11 protein-coding genes are annotated in these 13,897 nt (G+C 72.2%); 7 read left to right on the top strand and 4 right to left on the bottom strand.

What is annotated here, in order from left to right; translation table 11 throughout:
- Window positions 1-123 precede the first annotated feature (123 nt).
- A complete protein-coding gene (locus OHT01_RS27245) occupies window positions 124-1,473 on the top strand; it encodes a pyroglutamyl peptidase (RefSeq protein WP_328555744.1) in 1,350 nt (449 codons plus the stop codon).
- A gap of 57 nt (window positions 1,474-1,530) precedes the next feature.
- Here OHT01_RS27245 and OHT01_RS27240 read toward each other — a convergent pair whose 3' ends face one another.
- Both OHT01_RS27240 and OHT01_RS27235 read right to left on the bottom strand, forming a co-directional pair.
- Window positions 1,531-2,349 (bottom strand): EI24 domain-containing protein, encoded by an 819-nt coding sequence (locus OHT01_RS27240; protein ID WP_328555743.1) that lies wholly within the window; start codon window positions 2,347-2,349, stop codon window positions 1,531-1,533.
- Window positions 2,350-2,509: 160 nt separating this feature from the next.
- Entirely contained in the window at window positions 2,510-3,373 is an 864-nt protein-coding gene (locus OHT01_RS27235) for a hypothetical protein (protein ID WP_328555742.1), read from the bottom strand.
- A 311-nt stretch (window positions 3,374-3,684) separates the two neighbouring features.
- On the opposite strand from OHT01_RS27235, the gene OHT01_RS27230 reads away from it, so the two are divergent.
- Window positions 3,685-6,369 (top strand): M14 family zinc carboxypeptidase, encoded by a 2,685-nt coding sequence (locus tag OHT01_RS27230; RefSeq protein ID WP_328555741.1) that lies wholly within the window; start codon window positions 3,685-3,687, stop codon window positions 6,367-6,369.
- A gap of 102 nt (window positions 6,370-6,471) precedes the next feature.
- Here OHT01_RS27230 and OHT01_RS27225 read toward each other — a convergent pair whose 3' ends face one another.
- Window positions 6,472-7,494: an NADP-dependent oxidoreductase gene (locus OHT01_RS27225; RefSeq protein WP_328555740.1), complete on the bottom strand. Its 1,023-nt coding sequence runs from the start codon at window positions 7,492-7,494 to the stop codon at window positions 6,472-6,474.
- Between the two features lie 110 nt (window positions 7,495-7,604).
- Here OHT01_RS27225 and OHT01_RS27220 point away from each other — a divergent pair, with 110 nt between their 5' ends.
- Window positions 7,605-8,057: a MarR family winged helix-turn-helix transcriptional regulator gene (locus OHT01_RS27220; protein WP_328555739.1), complete on the top strand. Its 453-nt coding sequence runs from the start codon at window positions 7,605-7,607 to the stop codon at window positions 8,055-8,057.
- A gap of 334 nt (window positions 8,058-8,391) precedes the next feature.
- Here the strand turns inward: OHT01_RS27220 and OHT01_RS27215 are convergent, their stop codons facing one another.
- Window positions 8,392-9,117 (bottom strand): SCO2400 family protein, encoded by a 726-nt coding sequence (locus tag OHT01_RS27215; protein WP_328555738.1) that lies wholly within the window; start codon window positions 9,115-9,117, stop codon window positions 8,392-8,394.
- Between the two features lie 267 nt (window positions 9,118-9,384).
- Between OHT01_RS27215 and OHT01_RS27210 the strand changes: the two genes are divergently transcribed.
- The 4 genes from OHT01_RS27210 to chvE all read left to right on the top strand — a co-directional run bounded on the left by OHT01_RS27210 (window position 9,385) and on the right by chvE (window position 13,884).
- Entirely contained in the window at window positions 9,385-10,542 is a 1,158-nt protein-coding gene (locus OHT01_RS27210; RefSeq protein WP_328555737.1) for a mandelate racemase/muconate lactonizing enzyme family protein, read from the top strand.
- Window positions 10,539-11,543: a zinc-dependent alcohol dehydrogenase gene (locus tag OHT01_RS27205; RefSeq protein ID WP_328555736.1), complete on the top strand. Its 1,005-nt coding sequence runs from the start codon at window positions 10,539-10,541 to the stop codon at window positions 11,541-11,543. The genes OHT01_RS27210 and OHT01_RS27205 overlap by 4 nt, the downstream gene beginning before the upstream one ends.
- Window positions 11,544-11,661: 118 nt before the next feature.
- Window positions 11,662-12,630: a hypothetical protein gene (locus OHT01_RS27200; RefSeq protein ID WP_328555735.1), complete on the top strand. Its 969-nt coding sequence runs from the start codon at window positions 11,662-11,664 to the stop codon at window positions 12,628-12,630.
- A gap of 141 nt (window positions 12,631-12,771) precedes the next feature.
- Window positions 12,772-13,884 (top strand): multiple monosaccharide ABC transporter substrate-binding protein, encoded by a 1,113-nt coding sequence (chvE, locus tag OHT01_RS27195; protein WP_443043444.1) that lies wholly within the window; start codon window positions 12,772-12,774, stop codon window positions 13,882-13,884.
- The last annotated feature ends 13 nt before the right edge of the window (window positions 13,885-13,897 follow it).

Here is a 13,897-nt window from a genome sequence, read left to right as displayed (position 1 = left end):
CCGCCGCACAACGACCCGTGCTCTTCGGCCACTTCCGCCCCGCGCCATGGTGGACGCCCCCGTCGTCACGGGATACTGCCGCCGTCCGGCAGCACCCCCAGGTGGCGAAAGGTCACAACTCCCTTGAACCATTTACGTGTTCGCATCGGCATCCTCGGGCTGGCGCTGCTGGCGGGACTCACCGCGGTGCCCGCCTCGTCGGCGACGGCGGCCGGGACCACCACGGCCGGGACGACCCCCACCGTCGAGGAGCGGCGGCTCGACGCGGCCGTGCCCCAGGAGATCCTGCGGCGCTCCGGATTCGACACGGTGGCACCGGAGTTCGTCCGGGCGCTGCGCCGGGCCGGGTCGTACGCGCAGGCCGAGCGGATCGTGGTGCGGCAGGGTGCGCGGCTGTGGCGCCGGGCGGTCGACCGGGCACAGGGCCGGGGACCGGCGGGCGGGGACCTGAGCCGGGACGACGACCGGCCGCTGTACTGGGCGCGGCTCGGCATGACCCGCGAAATACGCGCATGGGAGCCGGAGTTCGGGCTGCCGGCAGGCCGACGCGCGCGTCTGCTGGACGACCTGGAGCGGAACTCGCGGGGCCAGAACGCGGTGCGCTACCCGCCGCGCACGGGAGCCCGCGCAGGCGTGAGGCGCGTCCTGGTCACCGGGTTCGACCCGTTCACGCTCGACAGCGACATCCGGATCTCCAACCCGTCCGGGGCGACCGCACTCGCCCTGGACGGCACGACGATCCGGACCGCCGACGGTCCGGCACGGGTGGAGACCGTCGTGTTCCCGGTCCGCTGGCAGGACTTCACCGGGGGCGCCTCCCCGGTGTCCGGCTCCGGGGAGGGGGCGGCGGAAGGGACGGTGGAGCGGACCCTGCGGCCGTACCTCCCGCGGGTGGACCTGTTCGCGACGGTCAGCCAGGGCCGCGTCGGCCGGTTCGACGTGGAGCGGACCAACGGGGCCTGGCGGGGCGGCTATCCGGACAACGACAATGTCTCGGTGACCGGCCCCGTTCCGGTGGCCGACCCGGCCTCGCAGCCCCAGTGGACGACGACGACCCTCCCGTACACGCGGATCGTCGCCGCGCACACCGGCCGCTTCCCGGTCTACGACCACACCTCGGTGACGGAGATCCCGGCGGGGGCGGCCGAAGCGGTCGTGCGGCCCGACGGACCGACCCCGGGGTCACAGGCCCGCGCGGGCGGCGGCGGGGACTACCTGTCGAACGAGATCGCCTACCGGGCGACGCTGCTGCGGGACCGCCTCGGTCTGGGCGCGAGCCTGCCCGGCGGCCATGTCCACACGCCCGTCCTGCAGTTCGGCCCGGACAACACGGACCCGTCGGCCGGGACGGTGACGGACCCCGAGTTCGTGCGCAACCGGCTCGACATCATCGCGCAGGTGCGGGCGATCCTGGTGGTGGCGCTGGACGCGTCCGGCACGGCCCCCGGCGGGCCGGAGCGAACGCGGCGGTGACACCGAGTCCGACGCGGGCGAGGCCCGGAACCGGTCACGAGGGTGCGTCCGAGCCGGTCACGAGGTGGCGCCCTGCTCCTCGGAGGCCCCTTCCGGCTGCCCGTCGGCGTCGCGCGCGCCGTTCTCCTCGATCTCCTCGCCCAGCAGGTCCCTGGCCATCAGGGTGGCGCCCGCGACGGCGCCCGGCATCAGGAAGACCGCTACGAACGGGACGAGGAAGGCGAGACCCAGCGGGGTGCCGAAGCCCCAGACCAGTGTCTTGCGGGAGCGCAGCAGGGCGAGCCTCGCCCGGAGGTCGACGCCGCGGCGCTGAAGGGCGACGGCGACGAGTTCCTCGGTGAGGAAGAAGCCGGTGACGAAGAAGCCGAGCACCGGGACGACGGTCTGGCCGACGAACGGAACGAAGCCGAGCGCGAAGAGCAGCACGGCCCAGACGAGTGCCCGCACGAGGATGCGCAGGCTGTCGCGCGCGGAGATCCACAGTTCCCGCCAGAGCGGCAGCCCCGACTCGGGGGCGGTGCCGTCCGGGGAGACGTCGCGGTCGACCTTCTCGGAGAGGTTCTCGTAGAAGGGCTGGCCTATGAGGAGGGTGACCGCGGTGAAGGTGAGGACGGCGAGGAGGAGGGCGAGAGCGAAGAGCACGGCGGTGAGGAAGCCGCGGAAGAGGCCCGACCAGGGACTGGTCCAGCCGTCCGCGAACGGTGTCGCCCAGGTGACGAAGCCCTCCCCGTACACGCCGAGGGCGACCAGCGCCGCCGCGTAGAGCACGAGCGTGACGACTCCCGGCAGCAGCCCGAACCCGTAACTCTTCCCGTGCCGGACCACCCACCGCTGGCCGCGCAGCAGATAGCCGAAACCCACCCCAAGATCGCGCATGGGGCAACTTTATCGGGGTGCCGGGACGGACCCCAGCGCGTGACGGTCACGTTCTCGGCACCGCAGGACGGGACCGGCTTCGCCGCCGCCCGGGGTGACGGACCGCGTGCGGGTCGCGGACGGCCCTCGGGACGGCCTCGGGACGGCCTCGGGACGGCTCCTACGCGACCGTCACGGCGACCACCACCCCCTGGTCCGCGGCGGGCGCCATCGCGGCCGAGACGCGGACCGCCGCGGCGCGGGCGACCCGGCCGGCCCGCCGGGCGGAGCCCGTCATCACGGGCTGGAGCTGTTCGAGACCGGAGACGAGGAGTTCCTCGCCCGCGACGAGCAGCGGGCGTGCCGCCGTCACGGCCGCGGCCGCGGCCTCCGTGAGATCGGCGAGCGGCGGAAGTCCGGCCCGGACGGCTCCGGCCCCCGCCGCGGCCACCCGCTCGGCCAGGGCCACCTGGAGCGGCAGCAGCGGAGCCAGCGCGGCCGTCAACGCGTCGGCCACGCGCCGCAGTTCGGGCGAGGAGTCGCGCAGCACGCCCGCCGCGGCCCGGATCACCGGGGTGATCGCCAGCAGGGAGCCCGCCGCGGCACCGGCCGCCGCGGGCAGCAGCGGCGAGGTGGCCTCGATGAGTTCGCCGAGCACGACGACGGCCTCCTGAACGGCGGGTTCCATGGCGTCGAGGACGGGGAGCAGGCTGTCGCCGAGCGCGGCGAGCAGCGCCTGGGCGGGTTCACTCGCGGGGTGGAGGGCGAGCGGCGCCCCGCTGGTGCCGAGCCGGGTCAGGGTGTCGACGATCCGGTAGAACGCCTCCTGCGCCTGCGGGGAGGCGCTCGCCGCGGCCAGCTCTGCCGTCGTCTCGCGCAGCACACGCAACGCCTCCGTCCCGGAGCCGTCCCGGGGGTCGAGGGTGTTGACGGCGATTCTGGTGATGTTCCCCGCCGTGTCGAGGAGTTGGCCGGTGATGTCGGTCGTGCCGCGCACCAGGCGCAGCACGTCCGCCCTGCTGGGGAGCGACGGAATCGGGGACATGGGCTCTCCTCGCCACACGCGTCGCCGCCGGGACCTGTCCGGCGGATTCGGGCCGGGTGCCGACCTCAGCATGCCCGCTCCGACCCCCTTGTGATGCGCCGTCCGGGGCATCGGAGGCGGCCGTCAGGACGCACTTGAGGGCTGTCGTGACGGGAGGACACCGCTGTTGCGCGAGAGTCGCAAGGACACACCGCGCCGTACCGCCCGAGCCGGTCCGATCCGGAGCGGGTCCGTTCCCGGACCCGCTCCGGGAACGCCCCGGGGAAGCCGCTCGCGCGTCCGTCGAGAACCCCTGCCCGGAGGTACGCCGCATGCGCTCGCCGAAGCCTCGCCGCACTCTGCCGAGAAGACCCGCACCGTCCCGGGCCGTCACGGCCGCGGCGGCCGTCGCCGCCGTTCTGGCCGGCTCACTGGTGATCGCCCCGGCCGGCGTCGGCGCGGACCGCAGTCCCCCGGTGCCGGGCCCGGCCGGGGACGCGGCCGGGCACGCGGACCGGGGCCCGCTCCGCGAGGGCTCCGACGGCGGGGAAGGCGCGGCGGGGTCGCCCGCGAGCGCGGCCCTGGCGCCCGCGAGCGCCGCCCGTGCCGCGCTCACCGCGCCCGTCACCGGCCTCCCGGCGAGCACCCGCGGTTACCCCCGCGAGCAGGTCCTCACCCCCGACCCGGAGAACCCCGCCGACAGGTCCATCAAGCTCGGCCTCGTCCCGTACCACGCCATCGCCCCGAGGCTGAACGCCTTGCAGCGCCTGGGCGACCGGGTGAGTGTCGAGGTCGCGGGGCGGTCCGCCGGCGGGCACCGGCTGTTCCTCGTCACCGTCACCGCCCCGGAGTCCGCCGCCACGGCCCGCGCCCAGGAGCGGATGCGCGAACTCATCGAGAACGCGCCCGGTGCCGCCGCCGAGGACCCGGCGGTCAAGCGCGACTACAAGACACCGGTGTTCCTCGACAGCAACATCCACGGCGACGAACGGGAGGGGACGGACGCCGCCCTCTCGCTCATCGCGCGCCTCGCGACGGCCACGGACGCGAAGACCGAGGACCTGCTCGCCCACAGCAGGCTCTACTTCGACATCACCGCGAACCCGGACGGCCGGATCGCGGGGACCCGCGCCAACGCGAACGGCTTCGACCTGAACCGGGACCTCATCACCGCCTCGCAGCCCGAGACGCGCGCGCTGCGCCAGATCATGATCGACAAGCAGCCGGCCGTCATGCTCGATCTGCACGGCTACGTCAACGGCACGCTCATCGAGCCGACGACCCCGCCGCACGGCGAGAACTACGAGTACGACCTCTTCCTCAAGAACACCTACGCCAACGCCCTCGGCATGGAGGCCGCCGTCGACGGCCTCGGGTACACCCCGGCGGCCGACGGTGTGGAGCCCGCCCAGATCCCGTTCCGCGACCGGCGCGAGGGCTGGGACGACTGGCCGCCGATGTTCACCCCGCAGTACGCGGCCTTCCACGGCGCGGTCGCCGCGCACACGGTGGAGATCCCCCTGAAGGTGAACGGCGCGGAGTACGACACCCTGCCGGTGGCCGAGCTGAGGCGTCGTTCGGCGATCGACGTCGCGGTCGCGGTCGCCGCCCTGCGCGCCACGCTCGACTTCGCCCGCACCCGCCGGACCTCGCTGATCGCCGACCAGATCGAGGTCTTCCGGCGCGGCGCGGCGGGCGCCCCGCAGGTACCGGTCTCCGCCGCGACCGTCCCCGGCGTCCCGGGCATCGGCCCCGAGGACGTCTACACGACCGACTTCCCGCGCGCGTACGTCCTTCCGGCGGGCGCCGCCCAGCGTTCGGGTACCGCCGCCGCGCGTCTGGTGGACCACCTGATCGCCGACGACGTGCGCGTGAGCCGCGCGACGCGCGGTTTCCGGCTCGCGGGACGCGCGTACGCCAAGGGCTCGTACGTCGTCGACCTGCGGCAGCCCAAGCGCGGCCTGGCCAATGTCATGCTCGCGGACGGGCGGGACATCAGCGACAAGGTGTCGGCGATGTACGACATCTCGGCCTGGAGTCTCGGCCTGTTGTGGGGTGCGACCGTCGAGCGGGTGGAGAGCGGCTCCCTGTCGGGCCTCCCGCTGCGCGCGATCGGCGCCGCGTCGCGCATCGGGCGGGTCGCCCCGGACGGTGATCTGCGGCTCCGGCTGGACACACCGCAGGAGGTCGCCGCTCTCAACTCCCTTCTGAAGCAGGGGGTCCGGGTACGGCGGGACGGTGACGGCGGGGTGATCGCGCCGGCGTCGGCCCGCGCGCGGGCCGTCGAGGCGGCCCGGGTGTACGACGTCGCGTTCGACCGGGCGACGGCGTCAGGGGGCGCCGTTCTGCGGCGGGTCCGCGTCGCCGCCGCCGTCACCCCCGGGGAGCTCTTCGCGCTCCGTGAGATGAACTTCGACGTGATCCCGGTGTCGACGGCCACCCTCGACGCGGGCTTCGACCGGTCGGCGGCGGATGTGCTGTTCGTGTCCTCGGGACTGGACCGCGCGGCCCTCGCACCGGCCGCGCGGGCGGCGCTCGACAGGTTCCTGGGCAGCCACGGCTTCGTGGGACGCGGCGCCGTGGGCGCGGCGCTCGGCACGGCCGCCAAACTGCTCGCGGTGACCCCGGTGGAGGGCAACCCGGACGCCAACGGCGTGGTGGGAGTGGTGAATTCGGACGGCTCCGCGAGAGCGGGCGGCTCCGTCGAATCCGGCGGCGGCTGGGTGACGGCGGGCGCCCCCGGCCACAGTTTCGTCTACGCGCCGCTCTGGTTCACCGACCTGGGACCCGGGGTCCGCGTCGACCAGTCGTACGCGACCGGTGATCCGCTGCTGTCGGGGCACTGGCGCCCGCTGGACGACGGCTCGGGAGGGCCCGGGGAGGCCGGCGGCCGGGCCTCGGTGGTGTCGGGGCCGCACACCGTGCTGTTCGGCACCGAACCGCTCTTCCGCGATCACCCCAAGGGGGAGTTTCCTCAGGTGGCGAGGGCGCTGCTGGCGGTTTCGCGGACCCCGTAGGGCCGATGGCGATGCGCAGGCCGCGCCCCAGGATGTGGGGCGCGGCCTGCGCGGAGTGCGGTGAGAGCCGTCGGACAGTCGTCCGGCGGACACGGCCGCGGGTCAGTACGTGACGATCATCTTTCCGACGTTGTCGCCGCGCAGGACGCCGAGGAAGGCCTCCAGGTTGTTCTCGATGCCCTCGACGACCGTCTCGGCGTACTTCAGCTCGCCGGAGCGGATCCAGCCGCCGACCTCCTGGACGAACTCCGGCTGGAGGTCGTAGTGGTCGCCGACGAGGAAACCCTGGATACGGCCGCGGGTCTGGATCAGCCGGGCCAGGTTCCTCGGGCCGGGGGCGGGCTCGGTGCTGTTGTAGACGGAGATCATGCCGCAGACCGCGATACGCCCGTCCCGGTTCAGCGAGCCGATGGCGGCCTCCAGGTGGTCACCGCCCACGTTGTCGAAGTAGACGTCGACGCCGTCGGGCGCGGCCTCGCGCAGTTGCTGGGAGACCGGGCCGCTCTTGTAGTTGAAGGCCGCGTCGAAGCCGTACTCCTCGACCAGCAGCTTGACCTTCTCGTCGGACCCGGCGGAGCCGATGACGCGCGAGGCGCCCTTGAGCCGGGCGATCTGGCCCACCTGGCTGCCGACGGCACCGGCGGCGCCGGACACGAAGACCGAGTCGCCCTCCTTGAAGGAGGCGGTGCGCAGCAGTCCGGCGTAGGCGGTGAGGCCGGTCATGCCGAGGACGCCGAGGTACGTCGACAGGGGCGCGGCCTCCGGGTCCACCTTGACGGCCTGCTTGGCGTCCACGACGGCGTACTCGCGCCAGCCGAGGAAGTGCAGGACGTGGTCGCCGACGGCGATGCCCTCGGCGTTCGAGGCGATCACCTCGCCGACCGCGCCGCCCTGCATGGTCTTCCCGAGCTCGAAGGGGGCGACGTAGGACTTGGCGGCGCTCATCCGGCCCCGCATGTACGGGTCGACGGAGACGTGGACGTTGCGTACCAGGACCTCGCCCGGACCCGGCTGCCGGACCTCTTCCTCGACCAGGGCGAAGTCCGCGGGCTCGGGCCAGCCGACGGGACGGCCGACCAGGTGCCATGCGCGGCCGACGGAGGGGAGCTGGGGGGTCTCGGACATGAGATGGCGCCTTTCACGGTGACCGGCGGACGGTTCTAATACTTCAGTACCTGAAACAACCATGCGCCTGAATATTTCATGATGTCAAGTAACGCGGTAGGCTCGGAGGCATGGCCACCCACAAGAGACCACGGATCGACCCGCTGACGATGGAGGTCGTCGAGCTGATCGGCACGGTCGTGGCCCGCTACCACGAGGAGTACGAGGACGCGGCGGCCGAGCACGCCCTCACCGGCGCGCAGGCGCGGCTGCTGAGCCTGCTCTCGCTGGAGCCGCTGCCGATGCGGCGCCTGGCGCAGAAGCTGAAGTGCGAGCCGTCGAACGTCACGGGGATCGTGGACCGGCTGGAGACGCGGGGGCTGGTGGAACGGCGCCCCGACCCGGGGGACCGCCGGGTGAAGCTGGCCGCGGCGACGGACGAGGGACGCAGGATCGCCGGCGGGCTGCGCGACTCACTGGACTTCGCCCGCGAACCCCTGGCGGAGCTCTCGGACGAGGAACGGCTGACGCTGCGCGACCTGCTCCGCCGCATGCTGGGCGAGTCCACCGCCGACAGCGGCTGAGGACTCCACCGCCGACAGAGGCCGAGGACTCCGGCGCCGGTGGCGAGCGGGGGACTCGGGCGCCGCAGCCACGACGGCGTTCCGGTCCGCCCACGCACGGCACCGGCGGACCCGGAACACTCCGCGCCACGTCAGCCGTCAGCCGTCAGCCGTCAGGGGCCACGGTACGGACGCGGCGCCCCGGGGCCGGCCGGGACCCGCTGGAACTCGCCGGGTCCCTCAGGGGCCGGGCGGACGGAATCGCCCCAGATGCCCCACTGAGGGGCCACTCCGCGGCGGGTGTTGGGACCGGCGTGTCGCGGTCGTCGCGGGCCCGGTCACGCGCCGGCAGGCGCTACGTGCACCACCACAGGACGCGGTTGCACGTGTTCGAGGGCGAGGGGTTCGGCGCGGGGGCCGAGGTCGTGGGCGCCGCGGTGGCGGGTGCCGAGGTCCGCGGGGTCGAAGTGCCGGTCGCCGGGGCCGAGGCGGACCGGACCGGACGGGTCCCGGCGGACGACCCGCCCCCCGCGGTCCCGCCGCTCGTGGACGTGGGCGACGCGGAAGGGGACGCGGAGGCGGAACCGGACGGCGAGGCCGAGGAACCGGGCTTGCGGGTGGCCGCGGCGGCGCTGCTCGACGGAGAGTTCTTCGGACGCGCGCTCGCCGCCGACGAGGCCGAGCCGTCGGCCGACTCCCCTCCGGCCGCGGCGGGACTCGGACCCAGCCCGGGCGCGTCGACGCCGAGTTCGGCGAGACTCAGACCGGCGGCCGCCAGGACGAAGCCCACCGCGACGAAGAGGGTGCGACGGCGCCGACGGCGGTGCGCGGCGGCCTTGCGGTCGCGCCGGCTGGTGCCGGTCTGGGCGCCCCGGACCGGCGGGCCGTCCGGGCCCCCCGCGCCGCCGCGCCGCCGTACGGCCCGCGACGAGCGCCCGTCGGTGTCCTCGCCGTAGTACGCGTCGGCGTCGGCACCCGATTCCGGGCGCGCGTCGGCCTCCTCGGAATCCGCGCCGAGTTCGTCGACCGGGGTACCGCACCCGGGACAGGCGAGGGCGCCGTTGAGGTGCCTTCGGCACACGTGGCAATAGTCCATGACGCGGGAAGACTAGGGTCACCGCCGGTAACGTTCATAGGCGCAGTTGTGAAGGTTCTGTGCGGAATCAAGTATTCCGGTCCGTCAGACCCCGACACCACCGAACGTTCCCCGCCATCCTGCGCCCATCGCGGCGAAACCGTTATGTGCGCGACCCATTGACACTCCCCGGGCCGCGTCCTTACTGTCACGCCAGCATTTCGAACGTGTGACGAAATTTCGAACAACGCTCAAGCACAGGGGGCATCTGCCGTGCGCATCACGGGAATCAGCACACACGTGGTCGGGACACCCTGGCGGAACCTGACGTACGTCCAGGTGCACACCGACGAGGGCATCACCGGAGTCGGCGAGACCCGCATGCTGGGCCACACCGACGCGCTGCTCGGCTACCTGCACGAGGCGCAGGCCAACCATATTCTCGGTTCCGATCCGTTCGCCGTCGAAGACCTGGTCCGCCGGATGAAGTACGGCGACTACGGACGCGCCGGCGAGATCGTGATGTCCGGCATCGCGGTCATCGAGATGGCCTGCTGGGACATCAAGGGCAAGGCGCTCGGAGTACCGGTCTGGCAGCTCCTCGGCGGCAAGGTCACCGACAGGGTCAAGGCGTACGCCAACGGCTGGTACACCACCGAACGGACCCCGGAGGCCTACCACAAGGCCGCTCAGGAGGTCGTCGCGCGGGGCTACAAGGCCCTGAAGATCGACCCCTTCGGTACCGGCCACTTCGAGCTCGACCACGCGGCGACGCTGTACTCGGTGTCGCTCATCGAGGCGGTGCGCGACGCGATCGGGCCCGAGACCGAGCTGATGCTGGAGATGCACGGCCGCTTCTCGCCGTCCACGGCCGTGCGGCTGGCCCACGAACTCGCGCCCTTCAAGCCCGCGTGGCTGGAGGAGCCGGTGCCGCCGGAGAACCTCAAGGCGCTGGAGAAGGTGGCCGCCAAGGTCGACATCCCCCTCGCCACGGGTGAACGCATCCACGACCGCGTCGAGTTCCGCGAGCTCTTCGAGAGCCAGGCCGTGGACATCATCCAGCCCGACGTCGGCCACATCGGCGGCATCTGGGAGACCCGCAAGCTCGCCGCCACCGCCGAGGCGCACTACGTCCTGGTCGCGCCGCACAACGTCGGCGGCCCGGTGCTGACCGCCGCCTCCCTCCAGGTCGGCTTCACCTCGCCGAACTTCAAGATCCTCGAACACTTCAACGACTTCGCCGACGCGGAGATCAAGAAGGTCGTCAAGGGCGCCCCGCAGGTCGTCGACGGCTACTTCGAGCTGTCCCACGAACCCGGTCTGGGCGTCGAGCTGGACGTCGACGCGGCGGCCGAGTTCCCTCAGCAGCAGGCCCGGTTCGACCTGTGGGCCGACGGCTGGGAGCAGCGCAAGCCCAAGGGGGCGAAGTGAGCACCGCGGTCGTCGTCGAGGGTCCCGGCGAGCACCGGATGGCCCCGCACGAGCCGGTCCGGCCGTCGGCGGGCGAGGCGCTCGTACGGGTGCACGCGGTCGGCATCTGCGGCAGCGACCGCGAGGTCTACCAGGGCAACCGGCCCGAGGGATACGTCCGCTACCCCCTGACCCCGGGTCACGAGTGGTCCGGGACCGTCGAGGAGGTCGGCGCCGGTGTCCCCGCGGCACTCGTCGGCCGCAAGGTCGTCGGTGAGGGCTTCCGCAACTGCCAGGTCTGCGACCGTTGCCACGCGGGCGAGACAACGTTGTGCACGGCCGGGTACGAGGAGACCGGGTTCACCCAGCCCGGCGCGATGGCGGGCACGCTGACGCTGCCGGCCCGGCTGCTCCACGTCCTGCCCGACGACGCCGATCTGACCGCCGCCGCCCTGCTGGAGCCGGCCGCCTGCATCGCGGCCGCCGCGCTCAAGGCGAACGCCCGTCCCGGTGAGCGCGTCGCCGTGGTGGGCACCGGAACGCTCGGGATGTTCGCCGTGCAGTTCCTGAAGGCGGGATCTCCGGCCGAGCTGCTCGTGGTGGGCACCCGCCCGGACCGGGCGGCGCTGTCGAAGGACTTCGGCGCCACCGACTTCCGTACCAGGGACCAGGAACTCCCGGACGACTTCGACGTCGTGATCGAGACCGCCGGGTCCGCGTCCGCCGCGCGCACCGCCGCCTCCCTGCTGCGGCGCGGCGGACGCCTGGTCCTCACGGGGATCCCCGCGCCGGGTGCCGAAGGGCTCGACCCGACCGATCTCGTCGTACGGCAACTGGAGGTGCACACCGTGTTCGGGGCACCGCCGGAGGCCTGGGCGCACACGGTGCGGGTGTTCGGCGCCGGTCTGCTGAACCCGTCGCCGCTGGTGACGCACGAGCTGCCGCTCGCCGCGTTCCCGGAGGCCATCGAGCTGGTGGGGTCCGGTGATCCCAAGGTCGGCAAGGTCCTGCTGAAGCCGTGACCACCCGAGCCGTACGCCGGTACGGAGACTCCTGACGGCTCCGTACCGGCGTACACCAGGCCCCCGCACACCCTTAGCCGCGAACCCCGCCCGAAATACCGAACATGAAGGACAGCTCGTGACCGACGCCTCCCCTACGGCAGCCCGTCGACCCGGTGAGAGCGCGCTCGCCGCGCTCGGCCTGGGCGCGCCCGCCCTCTCCCCCGCCGACGCCTCGCCGCACACCTTCCCCGGAGGCGGCCGCTGGCGCACCGAGGTTCCCTCCGTCGAGGGGCCGGAGGCGCTCGCCGTGGTCCTCAAGGAGTCCTCCCGGCTCGATGTGCCGATCCACCGGATCAGCCAGGGCAGCGGCGTCTGGATGCTGACCGACGCCGAGATCACCGAGATGGTCGAGGCCACCGGTGAACGCGACATCGAACTGTGTCTGTTCACCGGCCCGCGCGGCATCTGGGACATCGGCGCCTCGGTCCGTTCCGACTCGCGCGGCGGCGGACTGCGCGCCCGTGGCCACGACGCCGTGGCCGGCTGCGTCGAGGACGCCGTCCGGGCGACGGAACTGGGCGTCAAATGCCTGCTCGTCGCCGACGAGGGCGTGCTGTGGACACTGCACCGGGCACGGGTCGCCGGGCTCATCCCGGCCGACACCACCTTGAAGGTCTCGGCGCTGATCGGTCCGGTCAACCCGGCCGCGTACGCCGTGTACGAGCACCTCGGCGCCGACTCGCTGAACGTGCCGAGCGACCTGACGCTCGATCACCTCACGCAGATCCGGCGGGTCTCCGCCGCCCCCATGGACATGTACATCGAGGCCCCCGACGATCTCGGCGGGTACATACGGATGTACGAGGTCGCCGAGCTGATCCGCCGCGGCGCACCGCTGTATCTGAAGTTCGGGCTGTCCAAGTCCCCCGGGATCTACCCGTACGGACACCATCTGCGGGACCTGACCCTGAGCACGGCCCGGGAGCGGGTGCGGCGCGGCCGTCTCGCCCTTGACCTGCTCGCGCGGCACGGAGCGGGCGACGACATGGCGCCGCTCGGCACCCGGCTGCCCGGCACGCTCACGCGGTTCGACACTCCCTCATAACGTTCGCACAAACCCCCTTCACACAAGCCGACACAGTCGCGCACAATCCAACACACCCTCTCGGCCTTCCAGTCTCAAAGCTCCCGGAGCATCCGAGTTCCGCGAGACCGAGCCCGGTCCAAGACATCAAGGATGATGATCATGCGTAACCGCAGAGCCGCCCTCACCGCCATAGCCGGGGCCGCCTCCCTCGCCCTCGCCCTGACCGCCTGCGGCCAGAACAGCGACGGCGGCAGCAAGGACAAGTCCGGAGACACGAAGGGCGCCACGATCGGCATCTCGATGCCGACGAAGTCCTCCGAGCGCTGGATCGGCGACGGCAACAACGTGGTCAAGGACCTCGAGGCCAAGGGGTACAAGACCAAGCTCGCGTTCGGTGAGGACGACCCGGACCAGCAGGTCTCGCAGATCGAGAACATGATCACGCAGGGTGTGAAGGCCCTGATCATCGCGGCCATCGACAACAAGTCGATGAACAACGTGCTCCAGCAGGCCGCCGACGCGAAGATCCCGGTCATCTCCTACGACCGCCTGATCCTCGGCACCAAGAACGTCGACTACTACGCCTCCTTCGACAACTCGAAGGTCGGCGAGCTCCAGGGCAACTACATCCTGCAGAAGCTCGGTCTCGCGGACGGCTCGAAGAAGGGCCCGTTCAACATCGAGCTCTTCGCCGGCTCGAACGACGACAACAACACGAAGTACTTCTTCGGCGGCGCGATGAAGGTCCTGCAGCCGTACATCGACAAGAAGCAGCTCGTGGTCAAGTCCGGCCAGACCGCGCTGAACCAGGTCACCACCCTGCGCTGGGACGGCGGCACCGCCCAGAAGCGCATGGACGACATCCTGACCTCCTCGTACAAGAGCGCCCGGGTCGACGCCGTGCTCTCGCCCTACGACGGCATCTCCATCGGCATCCTCTCCTCGCTGAAGTCGGACGACTACGGCTCCAAGGGCAAGCCGCTGCCGATCGTCACCGGCCAGGACGCCGAGCTGGCCTCCGTGAAGTCGATCATCGCGGGCGAGCAGACGATGACCGTCTACAAGGACACCCGCAAGCTCGCGACGGTGGCCTCGGGCATGGTCGACGCCGCGCTCAAGGGCAAGAAGCCCGAGCTCAACGACACCACGACGTACAACAACGGCACCAAGGTCGTCCCCGCCTACCTGCTCCAGCCGGTCGGCGTCGACAAGACCAACTACGAGAAGGAGCTCGTGGGCACGGGCTACTACAAGGACAGCGACCTCAAGTAACCGCCACCCCCTA

Origin of the sequence: Streptomyces sp. NBC_00358 (assembly GCF_036099295.1) — a bacterium.
In the GTDB taxonomy this organism is placed as follows: domain Bacteria; phylum Actinomycetota; class Actinomycetes; order Streptomycetales; family Streptomycetaceae; genus Streptomyces.
The sequence above is the reverse complement of the archived record's forward strand: the minus strand, read 5'-3'. Positions and strand labels throughout refer to the sequence as shown.

Coding starts and splice junctions, on each gene's coding strand:
- OHT01_RS27240 (WP_328555743.1), bottom strand. CDS start 2,349: ATGCGCGATCTTGGGGTGGGTTTCGGCTATCTGCTGCGCGGCCAGCGG.
- OHT01_RS27235 (WP_328555742.1), bottom strand. CDS start 3,373: ATGTCCCCGATTCCGTCGCTCCCCAGCAGGGCGGACGTGCTGCGCCTG.
- OHT01_RS27230 (WP_328555741.1), top strand. CDS start 3,685: ATGCGCTCGCCGAAGCCTCGCCGCACTCTGCCGAGAAGACCCGCACCG.
- OHT01_RS27225 (WP_328555740.1), bottom strand. CDS start 7,494: ATGTCCGAGACCCCCCAGCTCCCCTCCGTCGGCCGCGCATGGCACCTG.
- OHT01_RS27220 (WP_328555739.1), top strand. CDS start 7,605: ATGGCCACCCACAAGAGACCACGGATCGACCCGCTGACGATGGAGGTC.
- chvE (WP_443043444.1), top strand. CDS start 12,772: ATGCGTAACCGCAGAGCCGCCCTCACCGCCATAGCCGGGGCCGCCTCC.